The 19,561-nt window shown below is 70.3% G+C and carries 19 protein-coding genes and 1 pseudogene; 8 read left to right on the top strand and 12 right to left on the bottom strand.

Annotation, left to right across the window (positions count from 1 at the left end):
• Positions 1 to 128: 128 nt before the first annotated feature.
• From OHB09_RS28740 to OHB09_RS28710, 7 genes and pseudogenes are all read right to left on the bottom strand, one after another.
• On the bottom strand, positions 129 to 500 hold the full coding sequence (locus OHB09_RS28740) for a GNAT family N-acetyltransferase (protein WP_093597845.1): 372 nt from the start codon (positions 498 to 500) through the stop codon (positions 129 to 131).
• 99 nt (positions 501 to 599) lie between these two features.
• Positions 600 to 1,019: an aspartate 1-decarboxylase gene (gene panD, locus OHB09_RS28735; protein ID WP_006141146.1), complete on the bottom strand. Its 420-nt coding sequence runs from the start codon at positions 1,017 to 1,019 to the stop codon at positions 600 to 602.
• 489 nt (positions 1,020 to 1,508) lie between these two features.
• Complete coding sequence (locus tag OHB09_RS28730; protein WP_328922768.1) at positions 1,509 to 2,270, bottom strand: CPBP family intramembrane glutamic endopeptidase; 762 nt, start codon at positions 2,268 to 2,270, stop codon at positions 1,509 to 1,511.
• A gap of 463 nt (positions 2,271 to 2,733) precedes the next feature.
• A pseudogene (locus tag OHB09_RS28725) lies at positions 2,734 to 3,312 on the bottom strand (YeeE/YedE thiosulfate transporter family protein); the annotation flags it as partial.
• A gap of 368 nt (positions 3,313 to 3,680) precedes the next feature.
• Positions 3,681 to 4,538 (bottom strand): 5-oxoprolinase subunit C family protein, encoded by an 858-nt coding sequence (locus tag OHB09_RS28720; protein WP_328922767.1) that lies wholly within the window; start codon positions 4,536 to 4,538, stop codon positions 3,681 to 3,683.
• The gene (locus OHB09_RS28715; protein WP_328922766.1) at positions 4,535 to 5,191 is read right to left on the bottom strand and encodes a 5-oxoprolinase subunit B family protein; all 657 of its coding nucleotides are present in this window, start codon (positions 5,189 to 5,191) and stop codon (positions 4,535 to 4,537) included. The genes OHB09_RS28720 and OHB09_RS28715 overlap by 4 nt, the downstream gene beginning before the upstream one ends.
• Complete coding sequence (locus tag OHB09_RS28710) at positions 5,188 to 5,940, bottom strand: LamB/YcsF family protein (protein ID WP_191890664.1); 753 nt, start codon at positions 5,938 to 5,940, stop codon at positions 5,188 to 5,190. The genes OHB09_RS28715 and OHB09_RS28710 overlap by 4 nt, the downstream gene beginning before the upstream one ends.
• A gap of 193 nt (positions 5,941 to 6,133) precedes the next feature.
• On the opposite strand from OHB09_RS28710, the gene OHB09_RS28705 reads away from it, so the two are divergent.
• The 5 genes from OHB09_RS28705 to OHB09_RS28685 all read left to right on the top strand — a co-directional run bounded on the left by OHB09_RS28705 (position 6,134) and on the right by OHB09_RS28685 (position 12,100).
• Positions 6,134 to 6,853, top strand: a complete 720-nt coding sequence (locus OHB09_RS28705) for a DUF969 domain-containing protein (RefSeq protein WP_006141140.1) — start codon at positions 6,134 to 6,136, stop codon at positions 6,851 to 6,853.
• Positions 6,850 to 7,824 carry a DUF979 domain-containing protein gene (locus tag OHB09_RS28700; RefSeq protein WP_191851710.1) on the top strand — a complete coding sequence of 325 codons (975 nt, stop codon included), beginning with the start codon at positions 6,850 to 6,852 and terminating at the stop codon, positions 7,822 to 7,824. Before OHB09_RS28705 ends, OHB09_RS28700 begins: the two co-directional genes overlap by 4 nt.
• A 74-nt stretch (positions 7,825 to 7,898) precedes the next feature.
• The gene (pcp, locus tag OHB09_RS28695; protein ID WP_319118622.1) at positions 7,899 to 8,549 is read left to right on the top strand and encodes a pyroglutamyl-peptidase I; all 651 of its coding nucleotides are present in this window, start codon (positions 7,899 to 7,901) and stop codon (positions 8,547 to 8,549) included.
• Positions 8,549 to 9,568: a DUF2891 domain-containing protein gene (locus tag OHB09_RS28690; RefSeq protein ID WP_319118621.1), complete on the top strand. Its 1,020-nt coding sequence runs from the start codon at positions 8,549 to 8,551 to the stop codon at positions 9,566 to 9,568. Before pcp ends, OHB09_RS28690 begins: the two co-directional genes overlap by 1 nt.
• Positions 9,569 to 9,748: 180 nt before the next feature.
• Positions 9,749 to 12,100, top strand: a complete 2,352-nt coding sequence (locus OHB09_RS28685) for a discoidin domain-containing protein (protein ID WP_455363905.1) — start codon at positions 9,749 to 9,751, stop codon at positions 12,098 to 12,100.
• Between the two features lie 289 nt (positions 12,101 to 12,389).
• Here OHB09_RS28685 and OHB09_RS28680 read toward each other — a convergent pair whose 3' ends face one another.
• The 5 genes from OHB09_RS28680 to OHB09_RS28660 all read right to left on the bottom strand — a co-directional run bounded on the left by OHB09_RS28680 (position 12,390) and on the right by OHB09_RS28660 (position 16,448).
• Positions 12,390 to 13,148 (bottom strand): SDR family NAD(P)-dependent oxidoreductase, encoded by a 759-nt coding sequence (locus OHB09_RS28680; RefSeq protein WP_328922764.1) that lies wholly within the window; start codon positions 13,146 to 13,148, stop codon positions 12,390 to 12,392.
• On the bottom strand, positions 13,145 to 13,915 hold the full coding sequence (locus OHB09_RS28675; protein ID WP_191851714.1) for an HpcH/HpaI aldolase family protein: 771 nt from the start codon (positions 13,913 to 13,915) through the stop codon (positions 13,145 to 13,147). Before OHB09_RS28675 ends, OHB09_RS28680 begins: the two co-directional genes overlap by 4 nt.
• Positions 13,916 to 13,918: 3 nt before the next feature.
• Positions 13,919 to 14,806, bottom strand: a complete 888-nt coding sequence (locus OHB09_RS28670; RefSeq protein ID WP_191851715.1) for an ABC transporter permease — start codon at positions 14,804 to 14,806, stop codon at positions 13,919 to 13,921.
• Positions 14,807 to 14,814: 8 nt separating this feature from the next.
• On the bottom strand, positions 14,815 to 15,603 hold the full coding sequence (locus OHB09_RS28665; protein ID WP_191851716.1) for an ABC transporter ATP-binding protein: 789 nt from the start codon (positions 15,601 to 15,603) through the stop codon (positions 14,815 to 14,817).
• A gap of 65 nt (positions 15,604 to 15,668) precedes the next feature.
• Positions 15,669 to 16,448 (bottom strand): IclR family transcriptional regulator, encoded by a 780-nt coding sequence (locus tag OHB09_RS28660; protein WP_191851717.1) that lies wholly within the window; start codon positions 16,446 to 16,448, stop codon positions 15,669 to 15,671.
• A 200-nt stretch (positions 16,449 to 16,648) separates the two neighbouring features.
• On the opposite strand from OHB09_RS28660, the gene OHB09_RS28655 reads away from it, so the two are divergent.
• The 3 genes from OHB09_RS28655 to OHB09_RS28645 are packed head-to-tail and all read left to right on the top strand — an operon-like array spanning position 16,649 to position 19,560.
• The gene (locus OHB09_RS28655) at positions 16,649 to 17,539 is read left to right on the top strand and encodes a DUF6282 family protein (protein ID WP_191851718.1); all 891 of its coding nucleotides are present in this window, start codon (positions 16,649 to 16,651) and stop codon (positions 17,537 to 17,539) included.
• Positions 17,540 to 17,574: 35 nt separating this feature from the next.
• Complete coding sequence (locus tag OHB09_RS28650) at positions 17,575 to 18,441, top strand: cupin domain-containing protein (protein ID WP_328922763.1); 867 nt, start codon at positions 17,575 to 17,577, stop codon at positions 18,439 to 18,441.
• 15 nt (positions 18,442 to 18,456) lie between these two features.
• Entirely contained in the window at positions 18,457 to 19,560 is a 1,104-nt protein-coding gene (locus OHB09_RS28645; RefSeq protein ID WP_234527029.1) for an ABC transporter substrate-binding protein, read from the top strand.
• Position 19,561 lies beyond the last annotated feature (1 nt).

Below are 19,561 nucleotides of genomic sequence, written 5' to 3'. Positions count from 1 at the left end.
GCTCTGGACTACTCCCCCGCCTACCCGCGCCCCGACCGGGCAGTCACCCGCTCGCCCGCGCGGAACCGCGGGAACCCGCCCGGGCGACCCGTCGGAGTCCGCCGACGAATCCCGTGGAGCCGTGTGGCTCAGAACCGCTCCGGGTGGGCGGTCACCCACTCCTCCGCCGCCCGCACCAGCGCCTCGTCCGCCGCGGGCGCCTCCTCGGGATGGCGCCCCGCCCACTTCACGACGTACGGGCACAGCGGAGCCACCGGCAGGCCCTCCCGCCCCGCGATCGCGTAGAACTCGCGCACGAGGGCGCCGGCGATGCCTTTCCCCTCGTGCGCGGGCTCGACGATCGTGTGCACGGGGACGAGGGCGCGGCCGGGCTCCTCGAGCACGAAGTACTCCACGCGCCCGACCGCCTCGCCGCCGTCGGCCCCGTCGTCCCCCTCGTACGCCGTCAGACGCCCGGCCGCCCGGTCGTCACGGATGCGGATGCCACCGTCGTCACTCATGTACTGATCCTCCTGGATACCCGGCCTGCCCGGACCACCCGGACGGATCCGGCCTACGACGTACCCCGGCGACGGTGGCCTCACGCACCGCCGGTGCCCTCAGGCCCCGACGGCCTGCGGGCTGCGCCGCTGGTCCGAGCCCGGCACCGGCTCACCCGGGTCCGCGCCGAGGGACACGATGCGGTTCTCCTCGTCCACGTGCACGACCCGCGGCCGCAGCTCCCGCGCCTCGGCGTCGGAGACCTGCGCGTAGCTGATGAGGATCACCAGGTCCCCCGGGTGCACGAGGTGCGCGGCGGCCCCGTTGATCCCGATGACCCCGGACCCCCGCTCCCCCTCGATGACATACGTCTCGAGCCGGGCCCCGTTGGTGATGTCGACGATGTGCACGAGCTCACCCGGCAGCAGATCCGCCGCGTCGAGCAGTTCGGCGTCGATCGTCACCGATCCCACATAGTGCAGGTCGGCCTGGGTGACGGTGGCCCGATGGATCTTGGACTTGAACATGGTACGCAACATTGAGGCACTCCAGCGAGTAGGCTCCCTGCCTGCAATTCCGCAGGTCAAGGGCTGCTTCCATACCGTACAACCAGTCCAGGTTTCAGGCAGCCGCCCGCGGGTTTCTCGGGACCCGTGCCGACCCGATGCCGACTTTTCCGGCCCTCGTCAGGCAGCTCTCACAGAGCCCGCCCGCCCGCACCGCCTGCCTGCCTGCCTGCCTGACAACGGCACAAGCCTACGCACCACCCGGAAGGCCGTCCGTGACGACCGTCACTCGGGCGCACCTGACGACAGTCCGGGCCGGACGCGGTGCACGACCGTCGGCACACTGACGGCCGGCTCCGAAGCCGACTCTCCTCGTCGGCGGGAGGCCGCCGATGGTGACCGAGCTGGTCCGTCCGCCCACCACCTCAAGGAGCCGGGGAGTTGGACTGCGCCCCCGGCGGGCACCCCCTTCCTCTTCATCTCACTTGGGACGCCGGTGAACGGCCGTCGGGCGACGCTTGCTCAGCGGCGCCCGCGGCGCATGGGCACCAGGTTGCCGCGCCGGTGGGCGGCGATGAGCATGGGGATCGCGATCAGCAAGCTGACGATGACGGGCACGATCGACGCCTCCAGGCCGAAGTCTCCGCCGGTCAGCAGGTCGGGGCCGGTCGGGTAGGTGGTCATCAGGCCCTCGGAGGCGTGGCCGGAGACGGGGATGCCGATCAGGCCCTGGGTGGTGTTCCAGGCGAAGTGCAGACCTATGACGAACCAGATGTTGCGCTTCCACAGGAACGCGGCACCGAGGAGGACGCCGGCCTCGACGGCGATCGCGGTCGAGCTCCGCAGCGTGGCGTCCGGGTTGGCCAGGTGCAGTCCGCCGAACAGCACCGCGGTGATCGTCAGAGCCGCCCAGCTGCCGCACAGCTTCTCCAGTGCCTGCAGAGCGAGGCCGCGGAAGAGCAGTTCCTCGGTCACGGCGGCGCCGGCCGACGTCGCGGCCATGCTCGCCACGATCGACAGGCCGTTGCCGGGCCGTTCGTCGAACGAGAACTCGGTGAGGAGCATGAGCATCGACACGGTGATGAACCCGAAGCCGATCGCGACACCGAACAACGTCTGTGTCACGGCCCCCGATTTCGCGATCTCCGGCATGCTCCGCCGAGCGACGTGGCGCATGACCACCCAGTAGATGCCAACCGCCACGACCGCCCCCACGATGGCGGCCACCCCACCCAGCGAGGCCAGGCCGGACGCCAGACCCACGCCCACTGCGCCGGTCACCATCCAGGCGAGCGGGGACCGGAAGAAGCGGCCGTCCTCCCTGCGTGCCGGCCGGGGCGACACAGCATGAGTCGTCTGCACATTCAAGGTGATCTCCACATGGCATCGGCCGTGGGCCTTCCGACGGCTGCCAAGGACGCTACGGGCGTGGCGACGTCTGCGAATCACCCCTGAGTGGACAGCCCGAGTAGCTCTGCAGAGGGACACGGGGCGACGGACGCCGCAAAGAGACGACCGCCGAGGGTGGAACGCATCCTCGGTCGCCCCTCGCGTCAGACGTGGCCGATGGGTGCGTGGCAACCTGGCAGCCGTGTCACGGTCGTTCGCGCCACGGATCGGGAAGGCCGGCGCGACCAGAGGTTCGAGCTCGTGGACGCGGTGCGGTGTGCGTCGGGCCGGTGCGTACGGGAGTGGATCTGCTCGTGCACCCCGTCCCGGTCTCGTCCCGGGCACCGGCGCCCGCCCCTCAGCAGACGCCGTCGCCCGGCTTGGGGTTGCCCAGGCGGAACAGCGGGCGCAGTTTCAGTCCGGCCCAGGTTCCCAGGAGGGCGCAGGCGCCCCAGATCCAGCCGTGCAGGCTGCCGGAGGCGATGCCCGCGAGATACGCGCCGATGTTGCAGCCGCCCGCGAGCCGGGCACCGATGCCCATCAGCACGCCGCCAAGGACCGCCGCGACCGCCGTCCGCCACGGCACACCGCGGTGCAGCGCCCACGTGCCGCCGAGCGCCGCGGCGACCGCCGCGCCGATCATGATGCCGATGTCGGTGAGGCTGGTCTTGTCCGCGAGGACCGACCCGGCGAGCATCTCCTTGTTTCCGGGCCGCTGCCACCAGCTCCACCCCTCGGGGTGGCCGCCGAGCGCCCCCACCAGCTCGGATCCCCACAGGCTGAAGGCACTGGTGATGCCCCACGCGCCGCCGGAGACGAGCAGCACCCCGGCGCCCAGCACGGCCAGCGCCAGGGCGCCGACGGCCAGCGGCCAGGAACCGCGCAGCGCGCGGGCGGCACCGCGCGCGGAGGGCACGGCGGTGTACGGGTCGGGGTGGGGCACGACGCCGACGGGAAGGCCCGAGCGAGCAGCGCCGCAGCGGGGCGGCGGGGGGGAGGAAGACCGGCCGGTCCGGCTCAGCGGCGACAGAGACCGTCGTCGACGCACCACGCCGAGGTCGCCGACAGGGCGAGGCACAACAGCCGGGCGGGTGCGGACATGCGCTCCAGAGTAGGAGCGAGCTTCAGCGATGCGGACCCGAATCTCACCATGTGAACTGTTGCATGTGCCACACACCGGCCGCTCGGGGCCCGGGAGGGTGCGCGAGCCCGCCCGTGCGGACGGTACGAGAGCCCCGCCGACGGGCGAGGTCGTCCCGCGTGAGGCGCGGATGTCATTCCCGCGTGACGCGCGGATCGAGGATGTCATTCCCGCGTGAAGCGCACCGGCGTCCCCACGGCGGCCTGGGCGGCCGCCGCCAGGGCGGTTTCCGTGACGACCCCGATCACCGGGTAGCCGCCCGTCGTCGGGTGGTCGTGCAGGAACACCACCGGGCGCCCGTCCGGGGGCACCTGCACCGCGCCGAGGACCATGCCCTCGCTGGGCAACTCGCCCGGCGTTTCACGCATCAGCGGCGGCCCTTCGGTGCGCAGGCCGATGCGGTTGCTGTGCGGGGACACGCGGTACGTCGCGGAGGTGAGGGTGCGCAGTGCCGCGCGGGTGAACCAGTCGGCGCGGGGGCCGAGCCGCAGCGGCAGGACGAGTTCGGCGGGCGGCGCCGGCCAGGGGGCGGCGCCGGGAAGCGCCGCCTGGCGGGCGGGGACGCCCAGCGGGAGCACGTCCCCCTCGCACAGAGGGGAGGGGCCGAGCCCGGAGAGGAGGTCCGTCGAGCGGCTGCCGAGGACCGGCTCGGCCGCGAGGCCACCGGCGACGGCCAGATAGGAGCGCACGCCCGCGGTCACCCCGCCCGCGTCCAGGACCGCGCCGGCGGGAACCCTCACGGGTGCGCCCCACGGCGCCGGTCGGCCGTCGACCGTCACCGGGCAGGGCGCACCGCCGACGACGACGGTGACGGTGCGGTCGGGCCGCACGGCGCAGCCGGTCAGCGTGGTCTCCAGGACGGCGGCCTCGGGGGCGTTGCCGAGCAGGCGGTTGGCGAGTCTCATCGCGGGCGCGTCCAGGGCGCCGGAGCGCGGGACTCCCAGGTGGGCGTGGCCCCGTCGGCCCGAGTCCTGCACCGTGGTCAGGGCCCCGGAGCGTACGACGGTGAGCTTGGCGGTCATGCCGTACCGCCCTCGGTGACGAAGCGGACGCGCGTTCCCGGGGTGAGCAGCGCCGGCCGGTCCCGGGTGAGGTCCCACAGCGGTGCCGGGTCCGGCATGGTGCCGATCAGCTGCCAGCCGCCGGGGGTGGCGCGCGGATACACGGCGCTGTAGGGCCCCGCGAGCGCCAGCGCCCCGGCCGGGACCCGGGTGCGGGGCGTGTCGCGGCGCGGCACGTGCAGTTCGGCGGGCAGTCCGGTGAGGTAGCCGAACCCGGGCGCGAAGCCGCAGAAGGCGACGCGGTAGGTGTACGAGGAGTGCCGGGCGGCGACCTCTTCGGCGCCGATCCCCCACCGGGCGGCGACCTCGGCCAGGTCCGGCCCGTCGTAGCGCACGGGAATCTCGACGACGGCCCCGTCGTCCTCGGCTCGGGGCGGCACGTCCCAGTCGGCGAGCCGGCGGGCCAGCTCTGCCGGGTCTCCCACACCGTCCAGGAGTACGGTCCGGGCTCCCGGCACGATCTCCTCGACCGGTGGCAGGCTTCCCGCCGCGCGCCGCCGCAGCAGTTCGGCCAGCAGGTCCCCCGTGCGCTCGGCGTCCGGCAGTTCGATGAGCAGCGCGTGTTTCCCGGCGGGGCGTACGTGCAGAAGCCGGCTCTCCGTCGTGCGCGTCATGTGAACGCCCCGACCTCGACCCCGGCTTCCTCAAGTGCCTCGCGCACGCGGGCGGCGATCCGGGCGGCGCCCGGGGTGTCGCCGTGCACGCACAGGGAGCGGGCGGCCACCGCGACGGTCGTACCGTCCACGGCCTCGACCGCACCGTCCACGCCGAACGCCAGGGCGCGCCGCACCACGGCGTCCTCGTCGGTCACCACCGCGTTCGCCTCGCGGCGCGGCACGAGCGTGCCCTCGGGGGTGTAGGCGCGGTCCGCGAAGGCCTCCGGCACGGCGGTGAGTCCCGCCTCCTCGGCGGCGGCGAGCAGTCGCGAGCCGGGCAGGCCCAGTACGGGAAGCGACCCGCCCGCGAGTCTCACCCCCGCCACGACGGCGGCGGCCTGCTCGGCGTCGTGGACGGTGCGGTTGTAGAGCGCGCCGTGCGGCTTGACGTACGCCACCCGGGCCCCGGCGGCCTGGGCGAAGACGCGCAGCGCCCCGATCTGATAGGCCAGTTCGCAAGCCAGTTCCTCGCCGGGCACGTCCATGGCGCGCCGGCCGAAGCCGGCCAGGTCGCGGTAGGACACCTGCGCCCCGATCCGCACTCCGCGCTCGGCGGCGAGGTCGCAGACGCGGCGCATCACCGAGGGGTCCCCGGCGTGGAAGCCGCAGGCGACGTTGGCGCTGGTGACGACGGAGAGGAGGGCCTCGTCGTCGGTGAGGGTCCACCGGCCGAAGCCTTCACCGAGGTCTGCGTTGAGATCGATCACGTCCGGAAACGTAGTCGATTGTTGAACGATCCGACAAGGGGTCGAAATAGCCGCCCGCAGAGCGCGCTGTGATCTCACCCCTTGTTCGATCGTTCAACGATCACCTAAGGTCCGTGCATCCCCCACGGATTTGAGCCCTCGAATCCGTGCCGCCTCTGGCGCCCTGTCCCCTACGCCTGAAGAAGGCCACCGCATGCTCGTTCTTCTCGGTGTGGTCGTCGTGATCCTCGGATTCGTCACGCGCCGCAACCCCGCCCTCGTGGTCGGCGTCACCGGTATCGTCACCGGTCTGCTCGGCAGGATGAACCCGCTCGAGGTCCTCGCGGCCTTCGGGCAGTCCTTCGCCGACAGCCGCTCGGTGACCGTCTTCGCCGTCGTCCTCCCGGTGATCGGTCTACTGGAGCGCTACGGCCTGCGCGAACAGGCCCGTAGGCTCATCGGCCGCCTCAGCGGGCTCAGCGCCGGCCGCTTCCTCGCGGTCTACCTGCTCGTCCGCCAGGTCACGGCGGCCTTCGGACTGAACAACATCGGCGGTCCCGCCCAGACCGTGCGGCCGCTCGTCGCCCCCATGGCCGAGGCCGCCGCCGAGCGCAGGCTCGGCGCCACGCTGCCCGACCGTCTGCGCGAGAAGGTCCGCTCCTACGCGTCCTCGTCCGACACCGTGGGCCTCTTCTTCGGCGAGGACTGCTTCATCGCGATCGGTTCCATCCTCCTGATCACCGGCTTCGTGAACTCGACGTACGGCCAGGACATCGAGCCGACCCAACTGGCCCTGTGGGCGGCCCCGCTCGCCGTGTGCGCCTTCGTCATCCACGGTGCCCGGCTGCTGCTCCTGGACAGGCAACTGGAGCGCGAGATGGCGCTCGCCTCCGCCGAGCACGACCTGCCGCTTCCGAAGGGGGCCGACAAGTGATCAAGGTCGAATGGCTCTACTGGCTGGTGGGCCTCGTCTTCCTCGTCATGGCCGTACAGATGGCGGCCGACCGCACCAACCCCAAGCGGTGGACCTCCGCCGCGTTCTGGGGACTGCTCGGGCTCACCTTCCCCTACGGCACCGGGGTCGCCGCCGTCGCGCCGGGCACCGCCCCCTACCGGCTGCCCGCCGAACCGCTCGGTCTCGCGGTCCTCGTCCTGATCGTGCTCGCCGGGTTCAACTTCCTCGGCAAGGGCGTCCCGGTCACCACCAGCGCCGAGCAGCGCGAGGCCTCCGCGGTCCGGCTCGGCAGCAAGCTCTTCATCCCCGCCCTGACGATCCCGTTCGTCGCCATCGTCTGCGCCTCCGTGCTCGACGACTCCGGCCTGTTCGAGACGGGCAAGGCCACGCTTCTCGGGCTCGGCCTCGGATGCGTCCTCGCGCTCGTCGTCGGCATGCTGGTCACGGGCGAGAAGAAGGTCTCCGTCCCGATCCACTCGGGCCGTTCCATGCTGGAGGCGATGGGCTCGGCCCTGCTGCTCCCCCAGCTCCTGGCGGTGCTCGGCTCGATCTTCGCGCTGGCCGGCGTCGGCACGCAGGTCGGCAGGATCATGAACGCGATACTGCCGGACGACTCGAAGTACCTCGCCGTGCTCGCGTACTGCCTCGGCATGTTCCTGTTCACCGTGATCATGGGCAACGCCTTCGCCGCCTTCCCCGTCATGACCGCGGCGATCGGCTGGCCCGTCCTCATCGGGCAGATGCACGGCAACGTGCCCGCCGTCCTCGCGATCGGCATGCTGGCCGGTTTCGCCGGCACGCTCTGCACGCCGATGGCCGCCAACTTCAACATCGTCCCCGCCACGCTGCTCGAGCTGAAGGACCAGTACGGACCGATCAAGGCACAGATCCCGACGGCGCTCGCGCTCCTGGTCTGCTGCACCGTGATCATGGCGCTCTTCGCCTTCTGAGCCGCCCGCACCCCTTCACCTCGGGCGCGGCCCGCCCCGGCCCCCGAGCCGTCCCACCCGCAGAAAGAAGCGCCATGACCCGCGTCCTCATCACCGGCTTCGCCCCCTTCGGCGGCGAGCGCGTGAACCCGTCCTGGCAGGCGGCCTCCCTCGTGGCCGCCGAGCCGCCCGCCGGGCTCACGATCACCGCCACCGAACTCCCCTGCGTCTTCGGCACGTCCCTCGACGCGCTGCGCGAGGCCATCCGCGCCTCGGCCCCCGACGTGGTGCTCTGCCTGGGCCAGGCGGGCGGCCGCCCCGGCGTCACCGTCGAGCGCGTCGGCATCAACGTCGACGACGCGCGCATCCCCGACAACGCGGGCCACCAGCCCATCGACGAACCGGTCGTCCCAGGAGGCCCCGCCGCGTACTTCTCCACCCTGCCCGTGAAGGCCTGCGTCGCCGCCATGCGCGAGGCCGGTGTCCCGGCCGCCGTCTCGAACACCGCCGGCACGTACGTCTGCAACCACATCGCCTACGGCCTCGGCCACCTCATCGCCACCGAGTTCCCGCACCTGCGCGGCGGTTTCGCGCACGTCCCCTGGACGCCGGAGCAGGTCACCGACGGCACCGCCCCGGCCCTCGAGCCCGCCACGGTCGCCCGCGGAGTGCGCGCCCTTCTGGTCGCCGCCGTCAACACGCCCGCGGACCAGGACCTGAAGGTGACCGAGGGAGCCACCCACTGATGCCGCTCACCGCGTACGCGGCCGACTTCGCACGGCTCGCCCTCGCGAACATCACGCGGGAGTACCCGAACTTCCCCGCCCACCTGGTGACGTCGCCGAAGGAGCGACTCGAACCGCGCGCCCTGCACCCGGCCTTCTACGGTGCCTACGACTGGCACTCCTCGGTCCACATGCACTGGCTGCTCGTCCGTCTGCTGCGCCGCCACGGGGGAACGGCCGCGCTCACGGACACCACTGCGGTCGTCGACGTCCTCGACCGGCACCTCACCCCGGAGAACGTCGCCGTCGAAGCCGACTACCTCCTCGACCGGCCCTCCTTCGAACGGCCCTACGGCTGGGCCTGGTTGGTCACGCTCGCCGCCGAATGCCGGGCGTACGGGAACGCGGCCGGCGACCGCTGGGCCGAGGCCCTGGCACCGGGGGTCGCCGCCGTCGACCGGCTGCTGGCCGACTGGCTGCCGAAGGCCACGTACCCCGTACGCCACGGCAACCACCCCAACAGCGCCTTCGCACTGGGGCTCGTACTCGACGCCGGGGAGGTGTCACCCACGACCACCGAGGCCGTACGGGAACGTCTGCTGGCCTGGTTCACCGACGACCACGACGCGCCCGCGCACTGGGAACCGTCGGGCCAGGACTTCCTGTCCCCGGCGCTGACCGAGGCCGACGCGATGCGCAGGGTGCTGGAGCCGGAGCGGTTCGCGCGGTGGCTCGACCGCTTCCTCCCCGCGCTCCGCTCCGGTGCCCCCTGCCCACTGCTGGACGTGCCCCTCGTCTCCGACCACGCCGACCCGCAGATCGGCCACCTGCTGGGCCTCACCCTCAGCAGGGCCGCCGCGCTGCGCTCCATCGCAGCGGCACTGCCCGACGGTCCGGTCCGCACGCGCCTGACCGAGGCGGCCGAGGCCCACCTCGGCGCCGGCCTGCCCGCCGTGCGACGCGGCGACTTCACCACCGATCACTGGCTGGCCTCCTTCGCCGTGTCGGCCCTCGACCCGGGACCCGATCAGCCGAGGTGACGCTGCCCGGCGGACCAGCCGTGCACCGGACATCACGAGGGAGTCCAGGCCTCCGCTTCCCATGGGTCGTAATTTTGCGTTCTCGGATACGGATTTTGCGCATCTCATGGACTTCTCTTACGGGCATCCCTAGCCTTCCTGCGACCCCGCGTTTCCCCACGGGCCCGGAAGGACATGCCTGTGACTCCCCTCCCCCCAAGAAGACCGTTGCGCCGCGGCCTGTCGGCGTCCCTCTCCCTGATCGTCGCCGCGGCGGGTGCCCTCGTCGCCGTCGCGGTGTCCGCCCCCGACGCCTTCGCCGCAGGCGTGCCCGCCCCCTCCCCCGTGGGCATCTCCGGCCGCGGCGCCACCGTCCCGTTCACGGAGCAGGAGGCCGAGTACGCGGCCACCAACGGCACCCTGATCGGACCGGACCGCCTGTACGGGCACCTCCCGTCGGAGGCCTCCGGTCGTCAGGCGGTCACCCTGGACGCGACGGGCGAGTACGTCGAGTTCACGCTCACCGCACCGGCGAACGCCATGACGTTCCGCTACTCCCTCCCGGACAACTCCGCCGGCACCGGCCGTGACGCCGACCTCGACGTGCTGGTGAACGGCAGCCGCCTCAAGAGCGTGCCCGTGACCTCCAAGTACGGCTGGTACTACGGGGGTTACCCCTTCAACAACAACCCCGGCGACACCAACCCGCACCACTTCTACGACGAGGCCCGCACCATGTTCGGCTCCACGCTGCCCGCCGGCAGCAAGGTGCGCCTCCAGGTGTCGTCCACCAGTGCCTCACCGTCGTTCACCGTCGACCTCGCGGACTTCGAGCAGGTGGCCGCCAAGATCGAGAAGCCGTCCGGCGCGCTGGACGTCGTCACCGACTTCGGCGCCGACCCGACCGGAGCCACGGACTCGACGGCCAAGATCCAGGCGGCCGTCGACGCGGGCAAGGCACAGGGCAGGACGGTCTACATCCCGCAGGGCACGTTCACCGTGCGGGACCACATCGTCGTCGACCGGGTGACGGTGACGGGAGCGGGACCCTGGTACAGCGTCCTGACCGGCCGCGACCCCTCGGACCGCTCCAAGGCCGTCGGCGTGTACGGCAAGTACGCGGCCCAGGGCGGCAGCAGGAACGTGGTGCTGAAGAACTTCGCGATCATCGGTGACATCCGCGAACGCGAGGACAACGACCAGGTCAACGCCATCGGCGGCGCGATGTCCGACTCCACCGTGGACAACGTGTGGTTGCAGCACACCAAGTGCGGCGCCTGGATGGACGGGCCCATGGACAACTTCACCCTGAAGAACAGCCGCATCCTGGATCAGACCGCGGACGGCGTCAACTTCCACATGGGCGTCACCGACTCCACCGTCACCAACACCTTCGTCCGGAACACCGGGGACGACGGTCTGGCGATGTGGGCGGAGAACATCCCGAACGTGAAGAACAAGTTCACCTTCAACACGGTGATCCTGCCGATCCTGGCCAACAACATCGTGACGTACGGCGGCAAGGACATCACCCTCTCCGACAACGTCATGTCGGACACCGTCACCAACGGCGGCGGCCTGCACGTCGCCAACCGGTACCCCGGCGTCAACTCCGGCCAGGGGACCGCCGTGTCCGGCACCACCACGGCCGCCCGCAACACCCTGATCCGCACCGGGAACAGCGACTACAACTGGCAGTTCGGGGTGGGGGCGGTCTGGTTCAGCGGGCTCAACGAAGCCCTCGACGCCACGATCAACGTCACGGACAGCGAGATACTCGACAGCTCCTACGCCGCGATCATGAACATAGAGGGCGCCACCCGGGGGCTGCACTTCGACCACGTCCGGATCGACGGCGCCGGCACCTACGCCCTGCAGATCCAGGCACCGGGCACGGCGTCCTTCAGCAACGTCACCGCCACCCACCTGGGTCAGTCCAACCCGATCCACAACTGCATAGGCTCCGGGTTCCAGATCACGCGGGGCAGCGGCAACAGCGGCTGGTACGCCGACCCACCGGTCTGCACGGGCACCTGGCCCGCGCCGAAGTGGACCAACGGCGGCGTTCCGGGCGACGGCACCCCGCCCGACGACCCGCCGACCGATCCCCCGACCGACCCCCCGTCCGACCCCACGGTGAACCTCGCCAAGGGTCGCCCGGTCAGCGAGTCCAGCCACACGGACGTGTACGGCGCGTCCAAGGCGGTGGACGGTGACGCCAACACGTACTGGGAGAGCGCGAACAACAGCTTCCCGCAATCCGTGACCGTCGACCTCGGCGCCGCCAAGGAGATCAAGCGGGTCGTCCTCGAACTGCCCCCGTCCTCCGCGTGGGCCACCCGCACCCAGATGCTCAGCGTCCTGGGCAGCACCGACAACGACACGTACACCACGCTGAAACCGTCGGCGCAGTACACCTTCGCCCCGTCGAGCGGAAACACCGTGACGGTCCCGTTGCCGGGCACCGCCACCCGCTACCTCCGCGTGCTGATCACCGCCAACACGGGGTGGCCGGCCGCCCAACTGTCGGAGGTGGAGGCGTATACGGGATAGCCCCGCGCCATTGGGCCACTGGCTGAGCCTCGCGACATCGGGGGCCGCCGCCTCTTCGGGCGGCGGCCCTTGAGTCGGACAGGGGTGGAGCCTGTTCGTCGTAGGTTCACCAGGGCTGTCAGGCGATCCCCCCTCAAGAACTCCCTCAGCTCACGGACCGGCCTTCGAGGTCGGCCTTCCGTCAACTACTGCTGTCGATCCGGCCGAAAGCCCCGCGCTTGAACCGGTGGAGGAGAGCGAAGGCCTGCTCGACGACGTGGCGGAGCTTGCCCAGGCCCTGGATGACGGATCACGCGTCGTCGTTGCGAGGCGCGTCGAAGTGGGTGACGAGGTTGATGCCGCCGTCGACGTGGATCACCTCACCGGTGACGAAGGGGGCCTTGGTGAGCGCCAGGACCATCGCTGCGACGTCGGACGGTTGCCCGAGCCGGCCCAGCGGTGTCATTGCGGCGGTGCGCGCCGCCCGCGCGGAGAGGCTGTCCGAGGTCATTCGGGTTTCGAGCGGTCCCGGGGCGATCGCGTTCACCCGGACGTCCGGACCCACGGCCTTGGCGAGCAACCTCGTCAGGTGGTCGAGCGCGGCCTTGCTGACGGAGTAGGGGATCGAGCTGCCGAGGGGGCGCGAGCCGCCCACCGAGGTGATGTTGATGATCTGGCCGCCGGGCTCCATGACCTTCACGGCGGCGACGGAGACCTGCCACGTCCCGACGACGTTGACGCCGAGGATCCGGTGCCAGTCGTCAGCGGTGATCGCATCCAGGTCGGCGTGGGGGACGGGTCGCGACACCCCGGCGTTGTTCACCAGCAGGTCGAGCCGACCGTGCCGCTCCACGGCCGTCTCCACCAGGCGCACGGCGTCGGAGGGATCGGCGATGTCGGCCTGGACGTAGCTCGCCCCCGGGAGCTGGGCCGCGAGCCGCTCACCGGCGTCGACGGAGGCGGCCGAGTTCACCACGACGGTGAAGCCGTCGGCCGCGAGCGCGCGGGCGATCCCTTCTCCGATCCCGGAGCTCGAGCCCGTCACGATGGCGACACGTGGCGCGCTCACCGGGCGACTCGCTCGGCGACGGGCTCTTTGAGTGCGTTCACGATTGCCCGGCCTCCGCCGGCGAGGATCGAGGTGTCGTTGCTGACCACCACGTAGTCGTAGCCCCGGGCCAGCGCGGCCCGGGCCTGGTCGCTCGTGGCGGACGCGGTGCCGATGGGAACACCTGCCGCGGCGGCAGCCGCCAGCGCGGACGCGACGAGCCGGTCCACCTCGTCGCTTCCCGCCGCGACGCCCATCGACATCGAGAGGTCGGCCGTCCCGACGAACGCGGCACCGATGCCGTCGAGGGCCAGGATCTCCCTCGTGTTCCTGATCGCCACCTCGCTCTCGAGCTGGACGACGCACAAGGCCTGCTCGTTGCCGTACTCGAGGTAGTCCGCCCGTGGCAGCTGCCCCCAGCGACCCGCTCGGCTGGTGCCGCCGGACCCGCGGTCGCCGCGCGGCGGGAAGCAGGTGGCCCGCACGACCGCCCGGGCCTGCTGAACCGTGTCGACGTGCGGCACGACCACACCGGCCGCGCCGGCGTCCAGGACCCGCTGGATCACGCTGAGGCCGTGGTCGGGCACCCTGACGAGCGGGTCCACCCCGAGGGCGCGGGCCATCGCGATGTGGGTCGAGGCGGCGCCCAGGTCCAGTGTTGTGTGCTCGAGGTCGATGACCACGAAGTCGAAGCCCGCGTGGGCCATGATCTCGACACTCTCGGGGCTGGAGAGCTTGATCCAGGTCCCGAGCGTGCCGCCGTTGATCCCGTCGCGCAACCGTGTCATGGCTCAGACCTCGCCGGCGGTGTCGGTGGGGGTGGCGGTCCAGAAGACCAGCCACTTGCCGAGCTGCACGACGACCGCGTGCAGTGCGATGCCGATGGCCGACAGCACGACGATCACCGCGAAGGTCCTGGCCACGTCCAGGGTGAAGTTGCTCGCCTGGATCAGATAGCCCAGGCCTTCGGAGCTGCCCACGAACTCCGCGACCACGGCGCCGGTCACGGACAGGATGACGGCGACCTCCAGTCCCGCGAAGATGTGCGGAAGCGCCGACGGGATCTGCAGGTGCCGCATGACCTGCATGCGGGACGCGCCGAAGGACCGGAGCATCTCGACCTGCTCGTAGGCGGCGGACCGGAATCCCAGGATGGCGTTGATGAGGAGGGGGAAGAACGCGATCAGGGCCACGGTCAGCACCTTCGAGCTGATCCCGATGCCGAACCAGATGATCAGCAGAGGCGCCAGGGCGACCTTCGGGATGGTCTGGGTCAGGATGAGCAGCGGGAAGAGCACGCGCTCCACCATCCGGAACTGGGTGATGAGCACCGCGGAGACCAGTGCCGAGCCGACCGCTATGCCGAACCCGAGCAGGATCTCCTTCAGGGTGACGATCGAGTGGGTGACCAGGCTGCCGTCCTGGAAGCCGTCGACCAGGGAGCTTGCGACGGCCGTGGGCGCGGGGACGAGGATGTTGGAGACGTCGAACATCTTCACGACGACCTGCCAGACCACCAACAGCCCGATGAACACCAGCACGCTGTAGGTGATCTCCGGTACTCGGCGGCGTCGGACCGGGGTGTCCGAGTTCGTGGGCGCCTCCGCCGGCACGGTCTCGCCGTCCGGGACGTTGGGTGCCTCTCGGCCGGCTGCGTGGCGCTTGGTGTTGGTGGACATCAGGTCTCCTAGTGGGCGCTGTGCTCGGAGTCGAGCAGCTTGCGGATCTTCAGGACGATCTCGCCGAACTCGGGCGTGTTGATGTTCTCGAGCCGCCGCGGTCGAGGGAGCGCGACCTCGACGACGTCCGCCAACCGGCCGGGCCGCGGTGTCATGACCACGACGCGGTCGGCGAGGAGCACCGCCTCGGGGATGCTGTGCGTCACGAACAGCACGGTCTTGCGGTCCTGGTCCCAGATCTTCAGCAGGTCCAGTCCCATCTGGTCGCGGGTCATCGCGTCGAGGGCGCCGAACGGCTCGTCCATGAGCAGGATGCGCGGGTCGTGCATCAGGGCGCGGCCGATCCCGACCCGCTGCTGCATCCCGCCGGACAGCTCGTTGGGGTACCGGTCGCCGAACTCCTCCAGGCCGAGCATCACCAGCAGCTCGGCGGCCTTCGCGTGGGTCGCGGCGTCCCGGGCGTGGTGAAGGTCCGGCGACGTCAGCAGGTTCTTCCGCACGGTGCGCCATGGCAGCAGCAGCGGCTGCTGGAAGACCATCCCGAGCTGGTTGCGGTGGGTGTCCTCCGACGGCCCGAAGGTGACCTGTCCGGAGGTCTGTCGGGACAGGCCCATGATGATCCGCAGCATCGTGCTCTTGCCGCAGCCGCTGGGGCCCACGATGGAGATGAACTCACCGGCTCGGACGCTGAGGGAGACGTCGTCGAGAGCCTGGACGGTCCCGCCGGACTTCGTCGAGTAGAGCATGGACAGCGAGTCCAAGCGGATCACGCAGTCGGTGTCGGTGCTGGTCGGCATGTCTGTCATTCCTCACCTGATTCGAGCGCAGGCTGCCCGCGCCTCGGTTGTCGTGCCGGCGGCAATCAGTCGGTCGCCTCCGGCCACGTGCCGCCCATCTCCTTGGTCAGTCGCTTGCAGGCGGCCTTCAACGCCGTGGCCTCTCGGGAGTCCAGCGCCTCCGGCAGCATCCGCTCGGTGCCGACGGCCGCGATCGTGGCGCAGATCCCGGTCGCCGCGAACACCGGCGCCGCGACGACGCAGATGCCGCGGTGGTTGACGTGGATGCTCATGCCGGCCTGTCGGATCGCCTCGATACGACGGCGCGTCTCGGTGCGCTGGGGCTCGGGGAGGCTGCCGGTGAGCCGGTCGGCGTGGAACTGGTCGGGGAGGAAGGCCAGGAAGACCTTGGCCTGCGAGGAGTCCAGGGCGAGCTGCGAGCCCACGCGCACCGTCACCAGGGTGGGATGGTCGGACTCCTCCACCAGCGAGACCACCGGGCCGGAGGTGCCCCACAGCGACAGCACGGTGCTGATCTTGATCTCGAGCGAGAGCTCGCGCATGTAGGCCGGCGCCATCTGCATGATGCGCTGCTGTCCCAGCATGAAGCTGCCGAGCTGCAGGATCGACCGTCCGGGACGGACGAGTGCGGAGTCCTCCACGCGCTCGAGCAGGCCGGAGCTGATCATCGAGCTGAAGTAGCGGTGCACCGTGGTCCGGTTCAGATCGAGCCGGCGGGTGGTCTCCGCGACGGAGAGCTCCGGAGTCACCGGATCGAACAGTCCGAGGATCTGTGCGGTCCGGCTCACCGCCTGGATGTCCTGCTCCCGAGCAGCCACCGGCTTGTTGACCTGGCGCTCCGCCATCGGCCCTCACCCCGTTTCGTTGAGTGTCCACAAAGAGTGCGCACAGTTCGCAGTGCGAACAGAGATTAAGCGTGACCTACGTCTCGCTGCAAGGTTTTCTCAGGGATTCGCGGAAGTGTTTTCCAATTGCACCCCTATTGACAGACCGGATAGCGAACTCTCAGTCTGTGATGCGAACGCTGCCGACGCATGGAGACTTCATGACTGACTCACCCGCCATCATCAAGCTGCTGAACGGCTGCGTAGACCTGCACTGCCATTCCGGCCCGAACCCGTTCCCTCGACGCATCGACCATGCCGAGGCCGGCAAGGACGGCGAGCGGCTCGGTATGCGGGGCGTGCTGGTGAAGTCCCACCACCACAACACCGTCATGGACCTGCTCGCGATGAGCGACCGGCTGGCGAAGATCAGCACCCCGGTCTTCGGCGGCATCACCCTGAACAGCATGGTCGGCGGCATCAACCCGCAGGCGGTGGCCATGTCACTGCGCATGGGGGGCAGGGCCGTGTGGTTTCCGACGTTCTCGGCCGGCCGGCACATCGACTGCCATCCGGAGGGTGTCGGCTTCCCCACGGCGAGCGTCGAGGTGCCGTCGTCCCGGGTCGACATCCACCAGGAGGACGGTGAGCTCATCCCTCAGGTCCACGAGGTGCTCGACCTGGTGAAGGAGAGCGGCGCGATGGTGACCGGCGGCCACATGGAGACCGAGTCGATCACCCAGCTGTTTGCCGCGGCCAAGGACAAGGGTGTCACCCGGATGCTACTCAACCATCCCGACTACGTCATCGGTGCGGACGAGGCGAAGTGCCGTGAGCTCGTCGGCTACGGAGCGTTCATCGAGCACGAGACCGGCTTCTACGACCCCGAGGGGACCAAGAAGTGGGACCCGAAGATCCTCCTGGACTGGATCGAGAGGATCGGCCCGGAGCACACCGTGATCGCCTCCGACCTCGGTCAGAAGGATCGGCCGCTGCCGGTGGACTCCTACATCCGCGTCGCGACCGCGCTGTTGGACCTCGGCCTGGACGAGAGGTCGCTGCGGCAGATCTTCTGCGACAACCCGGCCTTCCTGCTCGGCCTGGACGACTGAACCGGCATCTTGCTGCTGACCCGAAAGGACAGACGATGACCACCCTGGCCACCCCGCCCGACGTGGAGTTCTCCGACCTCGGTACGGGCGATCCCGACGAGACGACCCCTGGCGGGTCGTCGACGTGGTACTTCCGCGGACACAACTTCGTGCTCGCCCACACGACGCTGGTCGCCGGCGACGTGCTCGAGCGAGATGATCAGCCGGACGAGTACGTCGTGATCCTCCCCTACGAGGAATCCAGCGTCGAGGTCCGTGCGTCGCGGGAGGCCGTGTCGGTCTCGGGTAAGGCGGTGGTGATGGTCCCGCCGGGCAGCAGTGCGATCGTCGGCGTCGACGACTGCACCGTCGTGCGGCTGTTCAGCTCTCGGTCCACCGACCTGCTGGACAAGGCGCGCAACCGGGATGCGTACGCGGAGCCGCACCCGAACACCAAGCCGTTCGAGCCGTGGCCGGCCCCGCCGGAGGGTTATCGCGTCCGGCCCTACCGACTGGCCGACCTGGAGGTGACGCAGGACGCCATCCGCCCGGGCCAGATCGTGCGGTGCAGCACCTTCATGGTCAACTTCCTGGCGCCCAGGATCGGTCCGCGTGATCCGAACACCCTCTCGCCGCACGACCACGACGACTTCGAGCAGTGCTCGCTCGCCGTGGAGGGGGAGTACGTCCACCACCTGCGGACCCCGTGGTCCAAGCGTCGCAGCGAGTGGCGCGAGGACCAGCACCTGCGGTGCGGCAGTCCTTCGGTGGCCGTGATCCCTCCGCCCATGATCCACACCAGCGAGGCTGTTGGTGCGGGGACCAACCAGCTGATCGACATCTTCTGTCCGCCGCGTCTGGACTTCTCCCTGACGCCGGGCCGGGTGCTCAACGAAGACACCTATCCACTCCCCAACCAGTAAGAAGAAGGTTCCATCGTGAAGACCAGACGAGCGATGAAGGTCGTCAGTGGTGCGGTCGCCATCCTGTGCGCGGCCGCGACGCTGAGTGCGTGCGGTTCCGACAGCGGTTCCGCCAGCGGATCCGACAAGTCGGCCAAGTCCGGCGGGCTGACGCCGGTGACGTTCGCGATGGCGTCCCCGAGCTGGAACGCCGGCTACGCGGTCATGGCCGTCGTGGAGGCCGAGGGCTTCTACAAGCAGGAGGGTCTGAAGGTCACGACCAACCTGTTCCCGTCGGCCACCCAGGCAGCGCAGCAGGTCGCCGGCGGCGGGGCCGACCTCGGCCTGATGACGGTCGAGCCCGTGGCCATCGGGCACGACAAGGACCTGGACCTGGCCTACTTCAGCTCGTACTGGGCGAAGTGGATCTACAGCTTGCAGGTGCCGGACGGTTCGGATGTGAAGAGCATCGCCGACCTGAAGGGCAAGAAGATCGGCGTCTCTGCGGTCGCGAGCTCCGGCGCGACGTTCGCCCGGACCGCGCTGGAGCTCAACGGGATGAGCGAGAACGCTGCCAGCCTGGTGCCGATCGGTGCCGGCGCCCAGCAGATCAACGCCATCAAGAGCGGCCAGGTCGATGCGTTGGCGCTCTGGGACATCCAGTACCAGATCGTCAAGAACGCCGGCGTCACCCTGACGCCGCTTCCGGTCAAGGAGACGGCGGACGCGTGGGGCGGCGGCTTCGCGACGACCCGGAAGAACCTCAAGGCCAAGAAGGACGTCCTCGAACGGTTCGGTCGTGCGGTGGCGAAGGCGTTCGTCTTCGCCAAGGCCAACCCCGAGGCCGCGATCCGCGACCTGTGGAAGCTTCACCCGGAGACCCGCGGGTCCGACCCGGAGGCGAAGGCGCTGGCTGACGGGGTCAAGGTGCTCCAGGTCCGCCTGGACGGACAGGGCTTCGACGACAAGACCCTGGGCCGGATCGACGAGACTGCGTTCACCCGTTCGCTCGACTTCATGGCCTCGGCCGGACTGATCAAGAAGTTCCCGGCGAAGGACGTCTACACCGACGCGATGTTCAAGGCGTTCAACGACTTCTCCTACGACGACGTCAACAAGCAAGCAGAGAGCGCCGGCTGAC

Source organism: Streptomyces griseoaurantiacus (genome assembly GCF_036189845.1).
GTDB lineage: Bacteria > Actinomycetota > Actinomycetes > Streptomycetales > Streptomycetaceae > Streptomyces > Streptomyces griseoaurantiacus.
This window is presented reverse-complemented; position numbering and strand designations above follow the sequence as displayed.

Bases quoted from the DNA above. Each gene is read 5' to 3' on its own strand.
- OHB09_RS28670 (WP_191851715.1), bottom strand. From the start codon at position 14,806: ATGTCCACCAACACCAAGCGCCACGCAGCCGGCCGAGAGGCACCCAAC.
- pcp (WP_319118622.1), top strand. From the start codon at position 7,899: ATGACCCGCGTCCTCATCACCGGCTTCGCCCCCTTCGGCGGCGAGCGC.
- OHB09_RS28705 (WP_006141140.1), top strand. From the start codon at position 6,134: ATGCTCGTTCTTCTCGGTGTGGTCGTCGTGATCCTCGGATTCGTCACG.
- OHB09_RS28675 (WP_191851714.1), bottom strand. From the start codon at position 13,915: ATGACACGGTTGCGCGACGGGATCAACGGCGGCACGCTCGGGACCTGG.
- OHB09_RS28660 (WP_191851717.1), bottom strand. From the start codon at position 16,448: ATGGCGGAGCGCCAGGTCAACAAGCCGGTGGCTGCTCGGGAGCAGGAC.
- OHB09_RS28730 (WP_328922768.1), bottom strand. From the start codon at position 2,270: ATGGTGACCGGCGCAGTGGGCGTGGGTCTGGCGTCCGGCCTGGCCTCG.
- OHB09_RS28690 (WP_319118621.1), top strand. From the start codon at position 8,549: ATGCCGCTCACCGCGTACGCGGCCGACTTCGCACGGCTCGCCCTCGCG.
- OHB09_RS28650 (WP_328922763.1), top strand. From the start codon at position 17,575: ATGACCACCCTGGCCACCCCGCCCGACGTGGAGTTCTCCGACCTCGGT.
- OHB09_RS28665 (WP_191851716.1), bottom strand. From the start codon at position 15,603: ATGCCGACCAGCACCGACACCGACTGCGTGATCCGCTTGGACTCGCTG.
- OHB09_RS28720 (WP_328922767.1), bottom strand. From the start codon at position 4,538: ATGACCGCCAAGCTCACCGTCGTACGCTCCGGGGCCCTGACCACGGTG.
- OHB09_RS28715 (WP_328922766.1), bottom strand. From the start codon at position 5,191: ATGACGCGCACGACGGAGAGCCGGCTTCTGCACGTACGCCCCGCCGGG.
- OHB09_RS28740 (WP_093597845.1), bottom strand. From the start codon at position 500: ATGAGTGACGACGGTGGCATCCGCATCCGTGACGACCGGGCGGCCGGG.
- panD (WP_006141146.1), bottom strand. From the start codon at position 1,019: ATGTTGCGTACCATGTTCAAGTCCAAGATCCATCGGGCCACCGTCACC.
- OHB09_RS28655 (WP_191851718.1), top strand. From the start codon at position 16,649: ATGACTGACTCACCCGCCATCATCAAGCTGCTGAACGGCTGCGTAGAC.